The sequence below is a fragment of the Streptomyces sp. genome (assembly GCF_031181555.1).
Lineage (GTDB): Bacteria > Actinomycetota > Actinomycetes > Streptomycetales > Streptomycetaceae > Streptomyces > Streptomyces fimbriatus.
In genome coordinates, this window is the sequence record NZ_JAPSKQ010000011.1 from 55,870 (window position 1) to 72,601 (window position 16,732).

Consider the following 16,732-nt stretch of genomic DNA (forward strand, 5'->3'; position numbering starts at 1 on the left):
GGTCTCGGGGGCCGGGGCGAAGAAGGCGTGCGGGGGCACCGTCCCGGCGACGACGCCGACGAAGCGGTTCATCGCGGCCCGGTCGCCGCTCGCCGCCGCCAGCAGGCGGGCCGTGTCCTCCGGCGGGGGCGCCAGGGTGGCCAGCTGAGCGGTGAACTCGTACATCTCCGACACCTGGGCGTCACGTGCCGCCGCGTAACCGGACAGGGCCTCGGCGAACGGCCGGCGCCCGGTGAGGACGTCGTCGAGCGCGTCGGCGCACAGCTCGGCGTCCCGGAAGGCGTCACTGATGCCCTGCGCGGTGATGGGGTCCTTGGTGTGACCGGCGTCCCCGACGAGCGCCCAGCCCGGTCCGTACGGCCTGCGGAAGAAGTTGGGGACGGACGCGCCGAGGAACCTCTCCTCCCGGCGCCCCGCCCGCACCCGCTGCGCGAACTCCGGCACGAGCTCGAGCGTGGCCAGGAAGTTCCCCTCCACGTCCGCCCGGAACGCCTGTTCCTCGTCGCGGGGCCAGCCCACGACCACGGCGGTCAGCCCGTCGTTGGTCGGTATCGTCCCCCAGCCCCGACCGGGACGGGCGTACGTCTCGAAACCGGAGACCGGCAGACCGGACCAGTACGCGTAGTAGGCCCGCTGGAGGCGCGGCTTCGTCCGGTACTCGGGGGCGCCGACCGCCTTCGCGACGTGCGAGGAGCGTCCGTCGGCGCCGATCACCACGCGGGCCCGCTCGGTCACTTGCGGGCCGCCGGTCCCGTGGCCGCGGACGCCGACGACCGTGCCGTCCTCGATCAGCACCTCGTCCACGTGGAAGTGCTCGCGGACCTCCGCGCCCGCCTCGTCGGCCGCCGCCACCAGGACGGCGTCGAGGACCCGGCGGCGCGGGCCGTACCCGACGCCGGTGCCGCCGTGGGGCGGCGGGCTGCCGGTGAGGGCGAAGGGGCCGAAGTCGAAGGAGTACGTCGTGACCGGCGGGCAGCCGGTGGCGGTCACGCGGCCGAGCAGACCCCAGCGGGCCAGGGCGGCCACGCCCGGCGGGTGGATCATGTGCGTCGACAGGGTGTCGCTCGGGAAGGCGGCCCGGTCGACCAGCAGCACCCGGTGGCCCCGGCGGGCCAGCAGCATCGCCGTCGGCGCGCCCGCGCAGCGGGCCCCCACGACGATCGCGTCGTATGCGGTGGACATGCCGTCCTCCTCGGCTCGCGGTGTGGAGCGGATATGTGCCGAGCGTGCGCGGGCGGGCGTTCCACGAGCGTTCCTCACCGTCCCCCGGCCACCGGCCCGCCCCTCGCGGCGTCCCCGGCCACCGGTCCGCCTCCGGCCGGCCCGGTCCCGCCCCGCACGCCGCCCCCGGTCACCGGCCCCTCCCGCGCGGCGTCCGCGGCCCGCAGCCGCTCGCGCGCGCGGAGGGCCTCCTCCCGCCAGACGGCGGCCGCACCGCCCATCTCCAGCAGCCGCTCCGCGGTCCGGCGGGCCTCCTCCGTGTCCTTCGCCGCCTCCGCCGCCGCCAGCAGGACGCGGTGCAGCACGGCGCGCATCCCGGGGGCGGGCTGGATGCCGGGCAGCGCGGCGATCACCCCCCGGCAGCGGCGGACCCCGCGCTCCGCGTGCCCGTCGAGGACGTCCACGTACCCGCAGAACGCCTCCAGCGGCATCCACACCTGCGGCGCCGGGCAGCCGGGACCGAGCTCGCGCAGCGTGCGCACGTGCTCGCGCAGGCTCTCCTCGTCCCCCATGTCCAGCGCCAGCAGGCCCGCGAAGACCCGGGCGACGATCCGGGTGAACGCGTGCCCCGTCTCGTCCGCGTACGCCAGTGCCGCGTCCCGCACCGCGATCGCCTCGGCGGCCGGACGGCCCAGGAACCACAGGGTGTTGGCGAGCCGGCTCTGGCACACCGCCCGCGGGTCCTGCGCGTAGCGCAGCAGGTGCAGCGCCCGCCGTTCGGGGCGGTAGTGGCGGACCGCCAGCTCGAAGTTCTCCCGCGCGGTGGTGAACCGCGCCTGCCAGAACGCCGCGATGCCCAGCACGTACGCGCCCTCCACGATCAGGACGTCGTCCCCCGACTCCCGTCCCCGGGCCAGGAGTCGTTCCCCGTACCGCCGGGTGGCCGCGAAGTCGGAGCCGACGGTGCTCGCCAGGGCCAGCGAGCGCACCAGCGGCGGCGCGAGTTCGGTGCCGAGCCGGGCGGACAGCTCCAGGGCCCTGGTGTGGACGGCGGACAGGGTGGTGGAGGCGTACCCCTCGACCCGTCCGAGGGGTGCGGGCAGCGCGGTGAGCAGCCGGAGCTCCAGCGTGTCGCGCCGGGGGGACGGTGGCTGCTCGCGCAGCAGGCGGGCCGTGCGGTCGAGCAGACCGATCGCCTGGGAGTCGGCGTGCAGCCGGCAGGCGGCGTCGGCGGCGCGCAGCGCCCACGGCACGGCGGCGAGGGGGTCGCCGGCGCGCCGGTAGTGGTCCGCGATCTGGCCGCAGACCTCGTCGGGCGTGGCCTCGCCGGGCCGGGCGAGCGCCTCGGCCACCCGGCGGTGATGGCGCCGGCGCAGGGCCGGGCTGAGCGTCGCGTACGCCACCTCGCGGATCTTCTCGTGGGCGAAGTCGTAGGCGTCGAGGCCGTGTTCGCGGACGATGCGGCGGCGCCACAGCTCGTCCAGGCCGGCGATCAGCGTGGGCTCGTCGGTCCCGGCCGCGGCGCCCAGGACGTCCGCGGTGAACTCGCGTCCGATGGTCGCCGCCACGCCCAGCAGCCCGGCGGCGCCGGCGGAGAGCTGCGCCAGCCGGGCGCCGATGACGGCCTGGACGCGCGGGGTGAGGCCGCCGTGGGCCGGGCCGCCCGCGCGCAGGGCCTCGACCAGGAAGAGCGGGTTGCCCTCGCTGTCCGTGTGCAGCCGGTCGGCGCCCGTGTCCGTCCCCGTGAGCCGGTGCACCAGGGCGGCGGTCTCCTCGCGGGTGAGCGGCCCGAGTTCCAGCTCCGTGCAGCGGCCCAGCGCCCGCAGCCCGTCCAGCACCTCGTGCAGGGGGTGCCCGGGATCGGCCTCCTCGGGGCGGGCCGTGCCCACCACCAGCAACCGGCCGCCGTGCCCCTGCGGAACGCCCCGCACCAGGAAGTGCAGCAGCCGCAGCGACTCCTCGTCGAACCGGTGCAGGTCGTCGGCGAGCAGCAGCACCGGACGCCCGACGGCGTCCACGGCCCGCGCGACGGCCCCGAACAGCCGCTGTCGCTGCTCGTCCGGGGGCAGGATCTCCGGCGGCCCGGTGACCGCCAGCTCCGGCAGCAGCCGGGACAGCTCGCCCCGCAGGCCGGCGTCCAGCCGGTCCACGGCGGCCCGCAGCGCGGGCGTGCGCAGCCAGGCCACCACGGGCGCGTACGCCAGGCGGCCCTCCGCCGCGTACGCCCGCGCGGTCGCCGTGACGGCTCCCCGCCGGGCCGCCCGGGCCGCGAAGTCCTCGGCGAGGCGGGTCTTGCCGATGCCGGGATCGCCGGTGAGCAGCACGAGCCCCGGACGGCCGGTGCGCGCGGTGTGCCACGCCTCGGTGAGCCGCCGCCGCTGCGCGGTCCGCCCCACGAGCACCGGGTCCCCGGGCGGCGGCGCCGGCCGGTCGGGGAGGGCGGCGGAGGAGGCGGGGCGGGGCGGGGACAGCAGCGCGGCGTAGACGGCGCGTGTCTGCGGGGAGGGGGCGACGCCGAGTTCGCGCTCCAGCACCGCCACGCACGCGTGGTACGCGCGTACCGCGCGCGCCCGGTCACCGAGGGCGGCGTGGACGCGCATCAGCTCGCGGTGGGCGGACTCGCGTACGGGATCCTCCTGGACCAGCCGTTCCAGGTGACCGACGGCGGCCCGGTGGTCCCCGGACCGGTGCGCGAGCACGGCCAGTTCCTCCAGGGCGTCGGCGAACTCCGCCCGCAGCCGTTCCCGCTCCGGTACGACCCAGGCGTCGTCGCAGTCCGCGAGCAGCTCACCGGTGTAGGCGGCGACCGCCTCGGCCAGGGCCGGCGCGCGCCGCCCGGCGGGCAGCGAGCGGGCCCGCCCCAGCGCCGACTCGAACGCGGTGACGTCGAGCGCGCAGGCCGCGCCGGCCCGCCAGGCGACGGTGCGCGCGGTGATCTCCAGGACGTGGTCGACGTCGGGTACCGCGCCGCGCAGGGTGTGCAGCAGGTGGCGCAGGTTGGTGCGGGCCTGCGCCTCGGACGACTCGGGCCACAGCAGGCCCGCGAGCCGGCCGCGCGGATGCGGCTCGTCCCGGTGCAGGGCCAGATAGCCGAGCAGGGACTCGGCCCGTGCGGACGCCGGCCGCCAGGGCGGACCCCCGGCCGGTCCCATCCGGAACCGGCCCAGCACCCGCACCGCGACGTCCCGCACACCGCCAGTGTCCCGCCGGCGGGCGCGGACCGCGCCCCGCGGGTCAGGCCTCGGCGGGCCGCAGCCTCAGGGAGATGCTGTTGATGCAGTACCGCTGGTCGGTGGGCGTCGGATAGCCCTCACCCTCGAACACGTGCCCGAGGTGCGAGCCGCAGCGGGCGCAGCGCACCTCGGTGCGCACCATGCCGTGGGACCGGTCCTCCACGAGCTCCACGGCGTCGGTGTCCTTCGGGTCGTAGAAGGACGGCCAGCCGCAGTGCGACTCGAACTTGGTGTCCGAGGTGAACAGCTCGGCGCCGCAGGCGCGACAGGAGTAGACGCCCTCGGTCTTGGTGTCGGTGTACTCACCGGTGAAGGCGGGCTCCGTGGCCGCCCGGCGCAGGACGGCGTACTCGGACGGCGACAGTTCCGCGCGCCACTGCTCGTCCGGCTTCTCCACGTCGTACGGCATGTGCCTCGCGCCCCTTACTTCGACAGACGGTCCAGGATCAGCGGGCCGAGGTCGGTGACGTCGCCCGCTCCCATGGTGAGAACGAGATCACCGGGCTTCGCCATTCCCGCGACGGCCCCGGGGATCTCCGCCTTGTCGGACACCGCGGCGACGTCCGCGCCGGCCGCGCGGGCCGCGTCGATGATCAGCTCGCTGGTGACGCCGGGGACCGGCTCCTCGCGGGCCGGGTAGATGTCCAGTACGAGCGAGGCGTCGGCCAGGGCCAGGGACTGCCCCATCTCCTTGCCCAGCTCCCGGGTGCGGGAGAACAGGTGCGGCTGGAAGACGACGAGGATGCGGGCGTCGCCGGCGGCGGCGCGCATGGCCTCCAGGTCGGCCGTCATCTCGGTGGGGTGGTGCGCGTAGGAGTCGACGACCTGCACGCCGGCCGCCTCGCCCTTGAGCTGGAGGCGCCGCTTCACCCCGGTGTACGCGGCCAGCGCCGGGGCCAGCTCGGCGGCCGGGACGCCGAGCGCCACGCCCGCGGCGAGCGCGGCGACCGCGTTGTGCGCGTAGTGCCGGCCGGGGACCGACACGGTGAAGGTGAGCGGGGCGCCGTCCAGCTCGACGGTCACCTCGCTCTTCAGCCCCTGCGCGACGACCGACAGCACGCGCACGTCGGCGTCCTCGGCCTCGCCGTACGTCACGGTCCGCACCGAGCCGTCCAGCCGTCGGGTCAGCTCCCGCGCGCCCTCGTGGTCCGCCGAGATCACCAGGGTGCCGCCGGGCACGATGCGGCCGACGAACGTCTCGAAGGACTGGTGGATCTCCTCCATGGACGCGTAGTTGGCGTGGTGGTCCAGCTCCACGTTGAGGATGATCGCGACCTCGGGCGCGTACTTGTGGAAGCTGCGGTCGGATTCGTCCGCCTCGGCGACGAAGATCTCGCCCTCGCCGTGCAGCGCGTTGGAGCCGGGGGCGTCCAGGTCGCCGCCGATCGCGTACGACGGCTCCCGGCCCAGCTCGGTCAGGGCGACGGCCAGCATGGAGGTGGTGGTGGTCTTGCCGTGGGTGCCGGCCACCGCGATCGGGCGCAGGCCGTCCATCAGGGCGGCGAGGGCGTCGGAGCGGTGCACCACCGGGATGCCCAGCTCGGCCGCGCGGAGCAGCTCGGGGTTGTCCTCGCGGATCGCGGAGGAGACGACCACGCAGCTGGCGTCGTCGGCCAGGTGCTCGGCGGCGTGCCCGATGTGCACGGTGGCGCCCAGCGCGCGCAGGGCCTCGGCGGTCGCGGAGTCCTTGGCGTCGCTGCCGGCCACCTCGGCGCCGCGCTGGGCGAGGATCTTGGCGATGCCCGACATCCCGGCGCCGCCGATGCCGATGAAGTGCGGTCGGTCCATGGCGGTGGGAAGGCCGGGTGCCATGCGTGTTTCTCCCAGTGGTGCGACGAGCGGGACGACGGTCTGCGCGCCCTCGGGGGGAAGGCGCCGCCCCAGCCTATGCCTTGCTGTGCGAGAAGAGTTTCAGCACCGGGACCCCCACCTTGTGCCGGGCCCGGGAGGCCCAGTCGCGGTGGAAGAACTCCTCCACGTAGTGCGGGTCGGTCAGGACGATCACCTCGTCCGCCCCGACCTCCTCCACCAGGTCCTTCAGCGCGTCCAGGGGGTGGTCCTCGATGAGGCGGCCCTCGGCCTCGTCACCGGAGGCGCGCAGGGCCTGCAGGGACACCTCCAGGGCCCGCTGGCCCATGGTCTTGGCCTCCTCGCCCTCGGGGGTCTCGCCCTCGCGGACGGCCTCGTCGAGCTCACCGAGCGCGACGTCGTCGATGGCCCGCAGCAGCCGGTCCGCCTGCTCGCCGCGCGGCTGGAGCAGCACGTGGAAGGAGACCGGCTCGTCGCCGTGCAAGGTGGTGACGAACTCCACGTCGGCGGACGTCAGGGCCTTCTCGATCATCAGTACGCTGGTGAACACCAGGCGCCCCTTTCCTCGAAGGGCCCGCGGGCCCTCTCCGCTCCGTGGGCCGAGCCAGGCCCCGCGGAAACCATCCTGCCCGCGTTCGCACGGGTACTGCCGGAATCAGTGTGCCCGTCACCGCACCAAGCGGATCGGATTATTCCGCCGATTACCGGACCAGCGGCCACCATCGAACGCCTTTCCGGACGTTCCGGACCGCCGGCCGGGACCGCCGGTCCGGCCGGCAGGACCACCGGTCCGGCCGACGGGACGGTCGGTCCCCGCCGGTCAGGACCGCTGCCCCCGCCGTTCCCGCTGGTAGCGCGTGAACAGGAACCCGTCCTCCTCCAACATCGACTTCAGCGCGAAACGCCGTGGAAATGTCACTGCGGGGCCACCGGCGATGCGCTGTGCGTCACCGGCGGTGAGCATCGGCGAGACGGTCAGGCAGAGCTCGTCCAGCACCCCGGCCGCCACCAGCTGCCCCAGCAGCCGCGGTCCGCCCTCGGTCAGCAGCCTGGTGTGCCCCAGGTCCGCCAGGGCCCGGACCGCCCGTGCGGGGTCCACGCCGGCGCCCTCCCCGGCGGTCACCACCCGCGCGCCCGCCTTCTCGGCGGCGGCGACGCGGTCCGGGGCGGCCCCGGCGCCCGTCAGGACCAGGGTGGGCACCAGGGGGGAGGTGAACAGCGGGAGGGAGAAGTCCAGGTCCAGGCTCGCCGTCACCACCGCGATCGCGGGCGCCGGCCCCTGCCCGGCCGCCTCCCGCAGCGCCGCGAACTCCGCACGCGCGCGGGCCGGACGGTAGCCCTCCTGGCGTACCGTCTCCGCGCCGACGACCACGACGTCGGCGAGCGCCCGCAGGGTGCCGAAGACGCGCATGTCGGCCGCGCAGGAGATGGGCTGGGAGCGGCCGTCGTGCTGGGCGGCGCCGTCCAGGGTGGACACCATGTTGGCCCGCAGCCACGGTTCCCGGCCCCGGGGCCCCGGCTCCGGGTAGGCGTAGGCGGCGGCCAGCTCGGCCAGGCTCCACTCCCGGGCGCCGCCGCGCGGGGTGCCGGCCTGCCCGGCGGGAGCTGCTGTTTCGTCGGTCACGTCGGTCACGGGGAACAGGCGTCGCATGCCGTGCAGTGTTCCACGCCCCGTAGCATGGGGAACCGTGTCGTCCTCCTCCGCCGCCTCCCGTCCCGGTCCGATAGCCGACGTGGCTCCGCTGTCCCTGTGCGCCCGCGAGCCGCACGTCCCCGCGGACCGGCTCGTCGCCGAGATGGTGCCGCCGCCGCGGTTCGACGCGGTCCGCTTCGGCACCTACATCCCGGACCCGGGCCAGCCGAGCCAGACCGAGGCCGTGCGCGTCCTCGAGGACTTCGCGGCGGGCCTCGGCGGGGCACCGGCGGGCGGCTCGGGCAGGCGCAGGCTGTTCGGCTTCGGCAAGGCGCCGAAGAAGGCCCCGGCCGGGCCGCGCGGCGTCTACCTCGACGGCGGCTACGGCGTCGGCAAGACCCACCTGCTGGCCTCCCTGTGGCACGCCACTCCGGCCGAGCCCTCGCTCAAGGCGTTCGGCACCTTCGTGGAGCTGACCAACCTGGTCGGCGCCCTCGGCTTCCAGCAGACGGTGAAGACCCTCTCCGGGCACCGCCTGCTGTGCATCGACGAGTTCGAGCTGGACGACCCGGGCGACACCGTGCTCGTCTCCACCCTGCTCGGCAAGCTGGTCGAGGCGGGCGTCGCGCTCGCCGCCACCTCCAACACGCTGCCGGGCAAGCTCGGCGAGGGCCGGTTCGCCGCCGCGGACTTCCTGCGCGAGATCCAGGGCCTGTCGGCCCACTTCCGCGCCCTGCGCATCGACGGCGAGGACTACCGCCACCGCGGGCTGCCCGAGGCGCCGCCGCCCCACTCCGACGACGTGGTGACCAGGGCGGCGCACGCCACCGAGGGCGCCTCGCTCGACGCCTTCCCGGACCTGCTGGAACACCTGGCGCGGGTCCACCCCAGCCGCTACGGCGCCCTGACCGACGGCATCGCCGCGGTGTGCCTCACCGGCGTGCGGCCGGTGCCGGACCAGTCGACCGCGCTGCGGCTCGTCGTCCTCGCGGACCGGCTCTACGACCGTGAGGTGCCCGTGCTCGCCTCGGGGCTGCCGTTCGACCGGCTGTTCAGCGAGGAGATGCTGAAGGGCGGCTACCGGAAGAAGTACTTCCGGGCGATCTCCCGGCTCACCGCGCTGGCCCGGGACGCGGGACGGCTCGCCGGACCCCGGTGACCGGGTTTACGACACACGAGCGAATCCGCTCCGGCCGAGGGCCGATTCACGCCAATCCACCTCTTCTTTTCGGGCTCCCTGCAACCTGAAACGCGAAGTTAACCCTGCAAAGGCCTTTGCAGGGTTAACGTGTTTCTTGACCAACCGTTGACCAAGCGTTGGCATGCAGAAGAGGTGCGAACCACCTTGAGGGAGAGGCATGTTCCGAGGTGGGTGGGTTATGGCCGCCCACTCGGCCCTTGCTGTCGCTTTACCCGCGCTTCACTTCCCCATTCTCTGCGTCCTTCGCACCCGCGTATACGGCCCGCCATCCAAAGGCCAAGGCTCCTCCAGGAGCCCGCGGGTCCCCCCACCCCCCACCCTTGTCATGCCCGTCCGACGCGCCCCCACTGCGCGCCAGGAGGATCACCAGATGCAACCCCTCATCGACAACGCCCGCGCATTCGGACAGCGCCCTGAGGAGTTCGCCCGCCTCGCCGAGGGACAATCCCCCGACGTCCTGTTCATCACCTGCTCCGACTCCCGGGTCGTCCCGGCCCTGATCACGGGCGCCCGCCCCGGCGAGCTCTTCGAGCTGCGCACCGCGGGCAACATCGTCCCGCCCTACGCCTCCACCACCCCCACGGGCGAGACGGCCACGATCGAGTACGCCGTGCAGGTGCTCGGCGTCAAGCACGTCGTGGTGTGCGGCCACTCGCACTGCGGCGCCGTCGGCGCGGTGGTGCGCCACGACGACCTGACGGCCGTGCCCGCCGTACGCGACTGGCTCGCGCACGCCGCGGACGAGCCCAAGTGCACCGACCCCAGCGACCCGACGGTCGCCGAAGCCGTGCAGAACCACGTGCTGGCGCAGCTGATGCGACTGCGCTCCTACCCGTGCATCGAGCAGCGCCTCGAGGCCGGTGAACTCCAGCTGCACGGCTGGTACTACGAGGTCCACACCGGGACCGTGCACGAGCACCGCGCCGAGTCCGACACGTTCGAGGCGCTCCGAGGCGACCGATGACCATGCTGTCGAAGTTCCCGTACCTGAGGCAGGACCTCCTCGCCTCCATCGTCGTCTTCCTGGTCGCCGTGCCGCTGTGTGTCGGCGTGGCGGTCGCCTCCGGCGTTCCGGCCGAGGTGGGCCTGGTCACCGGCATCGTGGGCGGACTCGTCACCGGGCTCATGCGCGGCAGCAGCCTGCAGGTGTCCGGCCCGGCCGCCGGCATGACCGTGCTGGTCTTCGAGGCCGTCAGCGAGTTCGGCGTGGCCACGCTCGGCGTGATCGTGCTCATCGCCGGTCTGCTCCAGCTCGCCATGGGCTTCCTCGGGATCGGCCGCTGGTTCAGGGCGATCTCCGTCTCCGTCGTCGAGGGGATGCTCTGCGGTATCGGCCTGGTGATCATCGCGGGCCAGCTCTACGCGGCGGCGGGCATGAAGGCGCCGGAGACCGGCATAGGCAAGATCCTGGGGCTGCCCGGGGCGTTCGCCGACGCGCTCGGCAGCACGGAGGCCCTGGCCTCCCTCGCGACAGGCATGGGCACCATCGCCGTCATCGTGCTGTGGAGGAAGACCCCGAAGGGGGTGCGGGCCGTACCCGGCGCCCTCGCGGCGGTGATCCTGGCCACGGTCGCCTCTTCGGCCTTCAGCCTGCCGGTCGCCACCGTGCAGGTGGAGGGTCTGCTCGGTGTCATCCAGCCGCCGGGGGCCGAGGCGTTCGGCGAGCTGGTCAATCCGGCCGTCTGGGGCACCATCGCCGCATTCGCGCTGATCGCCTCGGCGGAGAGCCTGTTCAGCGCGGCGGCCGTGGACCGGCTGCACGACGGTCCGCGCACCGAGTACAACAAGGAGATGATCGCCCAGGGCGCGGGTAACACGGTGTGCGGTCTGCTCGGCGCACTGCCGCTGACCGCGGTGATCGTGCGCAGCTCCGCCAACGTCAACGCGGGCGCGAAGACCAAGGCCTCGCGCGTGCTGCACGGCGTGTGGCTGCTGCTGTTCGCCGCCGCGATGCCGTGGGCTCTGGCGTTGATCCCGCTGCCCGCCCTGGCCGGCATCCTGGTGCACGCGGGCTGGAAGCTGATCCCGTTCCGTCAGACCGCCGCGCTGTGGCGGGGGCACAGGGGTGAGGCGCTGATCCTCGTCGTGACCGCCGTGTCGATCGTCGTGGTGAACATGTTCGAGGGCGTGCTGATCGGTCTGGCCCTGTCGGTCGTCAAGACGGCCTGGCAGGCCTCGCACGCGAAGCTGGAGGTCATAGACAAGGGCGCGGGACCGATCCAGGTGCACCTGTCGGGCAACGCGACCTTCCTGCGGCTGCCGAGGATCCTCGACACCCTGGAGGCGCTGCCCGAGGACCGCCCGGTCGAGCTGGACCTGTCCGGGGTCCACCACCTCGACCACGCCTGCCGTACGGCGCTGGAGAACTGGGCCGAGCGGCACAGCGCGGCCGGCACGGCACCGGTGAAGGTCACCGAGGGCGCGAAGGCCACGCGACCGGAGAACGAGAAGCCGGTCACCCCCGTCTAGCGCGCCGCGGCGCCCTCCGGTCCGGGGCCGGCGGCATGGCCCCGGACCGGAGGGCGGGCATATCGTTGCAGGAGCGGATGAAAGCGCACACAGCGGACCTCTGAACGGGAGGTCGTCATGGTCGATGAGCTGCTCACCGCGGCCGTCACGGCCGGTGCCGCGGGCACCGCCTACCTCGCCGCGGCGGCCCGGATCGTCAAGCAGTACGAGCGCGGGGTGGTCTTCCGCCTCGGCCGGCTGCACGGTGACGCGCGCCGGCCCGGGTTCACCCTGATCGTTCCGTTCGTGGACCGGCTGCGCAAGGTCAACCTGCAGATCGTCACGATGCCGGTGCCGGCCCAGGAGGGCATCACCCGGGACAACGTGACGGTGCGGGTCGACGCGGTCGTCTACTTCAAGGTCGTGGACGCGACGGCGGCGATCGTCAACGTCGAGGACTACCGGTTCGCGGTCTCCCAGATGGCGCAGACCTCGCTGCGCTCCATCATCGGCAAGAGCGACCTGGACGATCTGCTGTCCAACCGCGAGAAGCTCAACCAGGGCCTGGAGCTGATGATCGACAGCCCGGCGGTCGGCTGGGGCGTGCAGATCGACCGCGTCGAGATCAAGGACGTCTCGCTGCCCGACACGATGAAGCGGTCCATGGCCCGTCAGGCCGAGGCCGACCGCGAGCGCCGCGCCCGCATCATCAACGCCGACGCCGAGTTCCAGGCGTCGAAGAAGCTGGCCGAGGCGGCCCAGCAGATGGCGGAGACGCCCTCCGCGCTGCAACTGCGCCTGCTGCAGACGATCGTGGCGGTCGCCGCCGAGAAGAACTCCACCCTCGTCCTGCCCTTCCCGGTGGAGCTGCTGCGCTTCCTGGAACGGGCCCAGCAGCCGGCGCCGACGGCTCCGGAGCAGACTCCGCAACCGGTGCCCGAGCACGCGCTGGAGGCCCGCGGAGGGACCGAGGACCGCACCCCCGGCCCGTGACACGTGCTACGCGCGTGGTTCCCGCGATCCGCACCAGGTGATAGACACGGCGGGGTCACAGTTCCTGTCCGCCAGCAGGAAGGTTTCCCCATGCCTGAAACCGGGTCCACCTCCGGCTCCCCCGCGACACGACGTCAGATGCTCGCCCGCTCCGGCGCCCTGGGGATCGGCATCGCGTTCTCCGGCACCCTCTCCGAACTGTTCACCGGCACCGCCGCCGCACAGCACCTCGGGCACGGCGGCTACGGCCCCCTGGTCCCCGACCCCGACGGGCTGCTCGACCTGCCGAAAGGTTTCCGCTACCGGGTGCTCTCCCGCGAGGGCGACCGGCTGCGCTCCGGCGAGGGACCGGTCCCCTCCAACCACGACGGCATGGCCGCCTTCGCGGGCCGGCACGGCCGCGTCCATCTCGTCCGCAACCACGAGAACCGCGCCACCGGCCGGATCCCGGTCCCGGCGGTCGAGGGCCTGACCTACGACCCCGCGGGCAAGGGCGGCTGCACGGCGCTCACCCTGGACTCCCGCGGCACGGTGCTGTCCGAACGGGTCGCCATCGCCGGTACGGCCGTCAACTGCGCGGGCGGACCCACTCCCTGGGGCACCTGGCTGACCTGCGAGGAGACCGAGGACAAGGCGGGCACCAACGGCTACGCCAAGGACCACGGCTTCATCTTCGAGGTCGACGGCGCCGACCCGCGCCGCACGGGTGCCGTACCGCTGACCGCGATGGGCCGCTTCCAGCACGAGGCGATCGCGGTGGACCCGAAGCGGGGCGTCGTCTACGAGACCGAGGACGCCTTCGAACGGCCCTTCGGCCTGTTCTACCGCTTCCTGCCGGAGAAGCCGCTGGGCGGCACCGGCTCGCTGCGCGCGGGCGGCCGGCTCCAGGCGATGCGGGTGCCGGGGGTGCCGGACCTGTCCTCGATCCGGGAGACGGGCGCCCGCTTCGACGGCGTCGAGTGGGTGGACGTACCGGACCCGCTGGCCGCCGGGACCCCCATCCGCCACCAGGACTTCGGACGCGGGGGCGTCACCCACGCCCAGAAGCTGGAGGGCTGTTACTGGGGCGGTCGCTCGGTGTACTTCGTGTCGTCCTTCGCCCGCAGCACGGAGGGTTCGGCGGGCGACCACCACGGGCAGATCTGGCGCTACGACCCGGACCGGCGCCGGCTCACCCTGGTGATCGTCTTCGGTCCGGACACCGACGTCCGGCTGCCCGGCGAGTCGCCGGACAACATCTGCCTCGCCCCGGGCGGCGGCCTGATGGTCTGCGAGGACGGCGGCGGCGCCCAGCACGTCTACGGCGTCACCCGGCGCGGCGAGGTCTACGCGCTGGCCCGCAACCGCCAGAACACGGGCACTCCGCAGGAGCCCGAGTGGGGCGAGTTCGCCGGGGTCGCCTTCTCCCCGGACGGCCGGACGATGTACGTCAACTGCTACGACCCCGGGACGACGTTCGCGGTGACGGGGCCGTGGCGCAGATGACCGCGCAACGGCCCGGCGGCCGGGGGCGGGACGTCACGGTCCCGCTCCCCCGGCCGCCGGGGATCGCCGGGCGGGGCCGTCAGCCCGCCAGCACGCCGTCCATCTGTCCGACCGCCTCCCGCAGCCCCTCGACCATGCCCATCTCGGCCAGCCGGTCCATCTGCTCCCGGCTGTCGAAGACCGAACGCAGTTCCATCCGGGTGCCGCCGCCGCGCTCGGTGAGGGTCATCCGCACCGCGGTGGTCGGCATCTCGGGGTTCGGCTTGCCGTCCTGGTCGGAGAAGCCGTCGGTGAACTCCAGGGAGGCCGGCGGCGTCACCGAGGTGATCCGCCACCAGCCGCCGTACTTCTCGCCCTCCGGGCCGGTCATGAAGTACCGGACCTCCCCGCCGGGCGTCAGGTCGTGCTCCTCGAAGGTCGCCGGGTAGCCGGGCGGTCCCCACCAGCGCTCCAGCAGCCGCGGGTCGGCCCACAGCCGCCACACCCGCTCGACCGGGGCGGTGAAGTCGGCGGTCAGGGTGAGGGTGAGGTGGTCGACGTCCTTGTCCACGCTGGTGACAGTCATCCGTCCTGTCCTTTCTTCGTGTTCGTCGTCGCGTCGGGGCCGGGGTCGGCACGGGGGCCGGTCCCGGGTCCCGGCCCGGCTCCGGTGCCGTCGTCCGAGAGCAGACCGGACATCCGGTCCACCCGCGCCCGCCAGGCCGACTCCAGTTCGTCGAGGGCCTGCCGCGCACGCCCCACCGCGTCGGGATCGGTGCGCACGAGCTGCTCCCGTCCGTGTCGCTGCTTGGTGACCAGACCGGCCCGCTCCAGCACCGTGACGTGTTTCTGCACCGCGGCGAAGCTCATCGGGTACGCCGCGGCCAGACGTGACACGGACAGCTCACCCCGCACACAGCGACGGAGTATGTCGCGCCGCGTCGCGTCGGCCAGGGCGTGGAACAGCCGGTCCACGGCCTCGTCGGTCACTCCATCTACAACCATTTGGTTGTACGTTAGTCCCGCCCACTCCCGCGCGCAAGAGGAGCGGGCGCGGGCCGTCGCGGGGCCAGTGAACCCGGCACACCGGGGTACTCGGCATCCATGACGGAGAAGCAGCAGGTCAGCGGCTCGTACTGGCTCCAGACCGCACCGGGCGGCCGGCATGCCGCACTGACCGACGACCTCGATGTGGACGTGGCGGTGATCGGCGGCGGAATCGCCGGACTGTGCACCGCGTGGGAGCTGACGCGGGCCGGGAAGAGCGTCGCGGTGCTGGAGGCCGGGCGGATCGCGGCCAGTGTCACCGGACACACGACCGCCAAGATCACCGCCCTGCACACGCTGATCTACGACAAGCTGCGCCGCACCCGCGGCAGCGAGGGCGCACGGCTCTACGCCCGTTCGCAGTCGGAGGCGATCGAGCACCTCGCCGACGTCGTGACGGAGCTCGGCGTCGACTGCGAGTGGGAGCGCCGCAGCGCGTACACCTTCGTCCACGACGCGGACCGGGTGGAGGAGCTGCGCGCGGAGGCGAGGGCCGCACGGGAGGCGGGGCTGCCGGCCTCGTTCGTGACGGAGACCGGACTGCCGTTCCCGGTGGCGGGCGCGGTCGAGGTGACCGGCCAGGCACAGTTCCATCCGCGCAAGTTCCTGCTGGCCCTCGCCGACGACCTGGTGGCGCGCGGCGGACGGATCCACGAGGACACCACCGTCCTCGGCCTGGAGGAGGGCGAGCCCTGCCGCCTGTCCACCGCGACCGGGGCCGCGGTGACCGCCCGGGACGTCGTGGTCGCCACCCACTACCCGATCTTCGACCGGGCCATGCTGTTCACCCGCCTCTCCCCGCGCCGCGAACTGGTCGTCGCCGGCCCCCTCCCCGCCGGCCAGGACCCCGACGGCATGTACATCACCCCCGACGAGAACACCCGCTCGGTGCGCACGGCCCCCTACGGCGAGGACGGCACCCGGCGCCTGCTCGTGATCACCGGGGAGCACTTCACCCCGGGCACGGGCGACACCCGGGCCCGCTTCGACCGCCTGACCGCCTGGGCACGCGAGCACTTCCCCGACATGGAGCTCACCCACCGCTGGGCCACCCAGGACAACGACCCCACCGACACCGTGCCGCTGGTCGGGCCGCTGCACCACGGGGCCCGGCACGCCTACGTCGCCACCGGCTTCGGCGGCTGGGGCATGAGCGGCGGGGTGATGGCGGGCCTGCTGCTCACCGCGCAGATCACCGGTGAGGAGCGCGCGTGGAGCGGGCTGTACGACCCGCGCCGGCTGGGTCCGGCCGTACGCGAGGCGCCGTCCTTCCTCAAGACCCAGGCCGAGGTCGCCCGGCACTTCGTCGGCGACCGGCTGCGCCCCTCACCGCCGGTGGAGGCCCTGCCCCCCGGCGAGGGCGCCGTGGTCCGCGCCGACGGCGGTCGCCTCGCGGTCTACCGCGACGAGGACGGCACCCTGCACGCGGTCTCCGCCCGCTGCACCCACCTGGGCTGCCTGGTCAACTTCAACTCCGCGGAGCGTGCCTGGGAATGCCCCTGCCACGGTTCCCGCTTCGACACCGACGGCAAGGTCATCCAGGGCCCGGCGACCCGGCCGCTGGAGCGGCGGGACATCTGACGGGACACCCGGGGCGGCGCGCGGGACGCCCCGGGCGGTGCGGGCGCCGTGCCCCGGCCGGGTGACACCGGCCGGGGCACGGCGCGCGGAGCGAGAACGGGAACACATCCCCTCCTACCTTCATACGGTGATCACACGTGTACGTCGCGCAGCAGCGCTCTG

14 protein-coding genes are annotated in these 16,732 nt (G+C 73.9%); 6 read left to right on the forward strand and 8 right to left on the reverse strand.

Features of this window, described 5'->3' with window-relative positions; all coding sequences use genetic code 11:
- The 6 genes from RIM90_RS04490 to RIM90_RS04515 all read right to left on the reverse strand — a co-directional run.
- The coding region (locus tag RIM90_RS04490) for an NAD(P)/FAD-dependent oxidoreductase (RefSeq protein ID WP_309059216.1) at positions 1 to 1,182 on the reverse strand (1,182 nt) is incomplete at its 3' end.
- 74 nt (positions 1,183 to 1,256) lie between these two features.
- Positions 1,257 to 4,352 (reverse strand): BTAD domain-containing putative transcriptional regulator, encoded by a 3,096-nt coding sequence (locus tag RIM90_RS04495; protein WP_309059217.1) that lies wholly within the window; start codon positions 4,350 to 4,352, stop codon positions 1,257 to 1,259.
- 43 nt (positions 4,353 to 4,395) lie between these two features.
- On the reverse strand, positions 4,396 to 4,803 hold the full coding sequence (msrB, locus tag RIM90_RS04500; RefSeq protein WP_309059218.1) for a peptide-methionine (R)-S-oxide reductase MsrB: 408 nt from the start codon (positions 4,801 to 4,803) through the stop codon (positions 4,396 to 4,398).
- Positions 4,804 to 4,817: 14 nt separating this feature from the next.
- Positions 4,818 to 6,206 carry a UDP-N-acetylmuramate--L-alanine ligase gene (murC, locus tag RIM90_RS04505; RefSeq protein ID WP_309059219.1) on the reverse strand — a complete coding sequence of 463 codons (1,389 nt, stop codon included), beginning with the start codon at positions 6,204 to 6,206 and terminating at the stop codon, positions 4,818 to 4,820.
- Positions 6,207 to 6,279: 73 nt separating this feature from the next.
- Positions 6,280 to 6,753 (reverse strand): indole-3-glycerol phosphate synthase, encoded by a 474-nt coding sequence (locus tag RIM90_RS04510; RefSeq protein WP_309059220.1) that lies wholly within the window; start codon positions 6,751 to 6,753, stop codon positions 6,280 to 6,282.
- 270 nt (positions 6,754 to 7,023) lie between these two features.
- Positions 7,024 to 7,854: a pyrimidine reductase family protein gene (locus tag RIM90_RS04515; protein WP_309059221.1), complete on the reverse strand. Its 831-nt coding sequence runs from the start codon at positions 7,852 to 7,854 to the stop codon at positions 7,024 to 7,026.
- 37 nt (positions 7,855 to 7,891) lie between these two features.
- Here RIM90_RS04515 and zapE point away from each other — a divergent pair, with 37 nt between their 5' ends.
- The 5 genes from zapE to RIM90_RS04540 all read left to right on the forward strand — a co-directional run bounded on the left by zapE (position 7,892) and on the right by RIM90_RS04540 (position 13,963).
- Complete coding sequence (gene zapE, locus RIM90_RS04520) at positions 7,892 to 8,995, forward strand: cell division protein ZapE (protein WP_309059222.1); 1,104 nt, start codon at positions 7,892 to 7,894, stop codon at positions 8,993 to 8,995.
- Positions 8,996 to 9,407: 412 nt separating this feature from the next.
- Entirely contained in the window at positions 9,408 to 10,001 is a 594-nt protein-coding gene (locus tag RIM90_RS04525) for a carbonic anhydrase (protein ID WP_309059223.1), read from the forward strand.
- On the forward strand, positions 9,998 to 11,506 hold the full coding sequence (locus RIM90_RS04530; RefSeq protein WP_375165397.1) for a SulP family inorganic anion transporter: 1,509 nt from the start codon (positions 9,998 to 10,000) through the stop codon (positions 11,504 to 11,506). Before RIM90_RS04525 ends, RIM90_RS04530 begins: the two co-directional genes overlap by 4 nt.
- A gap of 117 nt (positions 11,507 to 11,623) precedes the next feature.
- The gene (locus tag RIM90_RS04535; protein WP_309059224.1) at positions 11,624 to 12,478 is read left to right on the forward strand and encodes a slipin family protein; all 855 of its coding nucleotides are present in this window, start codon (positions 11,624 to 11,626) and stop codon (positions 12,476 to 12,478) included.
- A gap of 90 nt (positions 12,479 to 12,568) precedes the next feature.
- On the forward strand, positions 12,569 to 13,963 hold the full coding sequence (locus RIM90_RS04540; RefSeq protein WP_309059225.1) for an alkaline phosphatase PhoX: 1,395 nt from the start codon (positions 12,569 to 12,571) through the stop codon (positions 13,961 to 13,963).
- Between the two features lie 79 nt (positions 13,964 to 14,042).
- On the opposite strand, the gene RIM90_RS04545 is transcribed toward RIM90_RS04540, so the two are convergent.
- Together RIM90_RS04545 and RIM90_RS04550 are read right to left on the reverse strand one after the other, a co-directional pair.
- Complete coding sequence (locus RIM90_RS04545; protein ID WP_309059226.1) at positions 14,043 to 14,528, reverse strand: SRPBCC domain-containing protein; 486 nt, start codon at positions 14,526 to 14,528, stop codon at positions 14,043 to 14,045.
- Positions 14,525 to 14,947 (reverse strand): metalloregulator ArsR/SmtB family transcription factor, encoded by a 423-nt coding sequence (locus RIM90_RS04550; RefSeq protein WP_309059227.1) that lies wholly within the window; start codon positions 14,945 to 14,947, stop codon positions 14,525 to 14,527. Before RIM90_RS04550 ends, RIM90_RS04545 begins: the two co-directional genes overlap by 4 nt.
- A 99-nt stretch (positions 14,948 to 15,046) precedes the next feature.
- Between RIM90_RS04550 and RIM90_RS04555 the strand changes: the two genes are divergently transcribed.
- On the forward strand, positions 15,047 to 16,570 hold the full coding sequence (locus RIM90_RS04555) for an FAD-dependent oxidoreductase (RefSeq protein ID WP_309059228.1): 1,524 nt from the start codon (positions 15,047 to 15,049) through the stop codon (positions 16,568 to 16,570).
- The last annotated feature ends 162 nt before the right edge of the window (positions 16,571 to 16,732 follow it).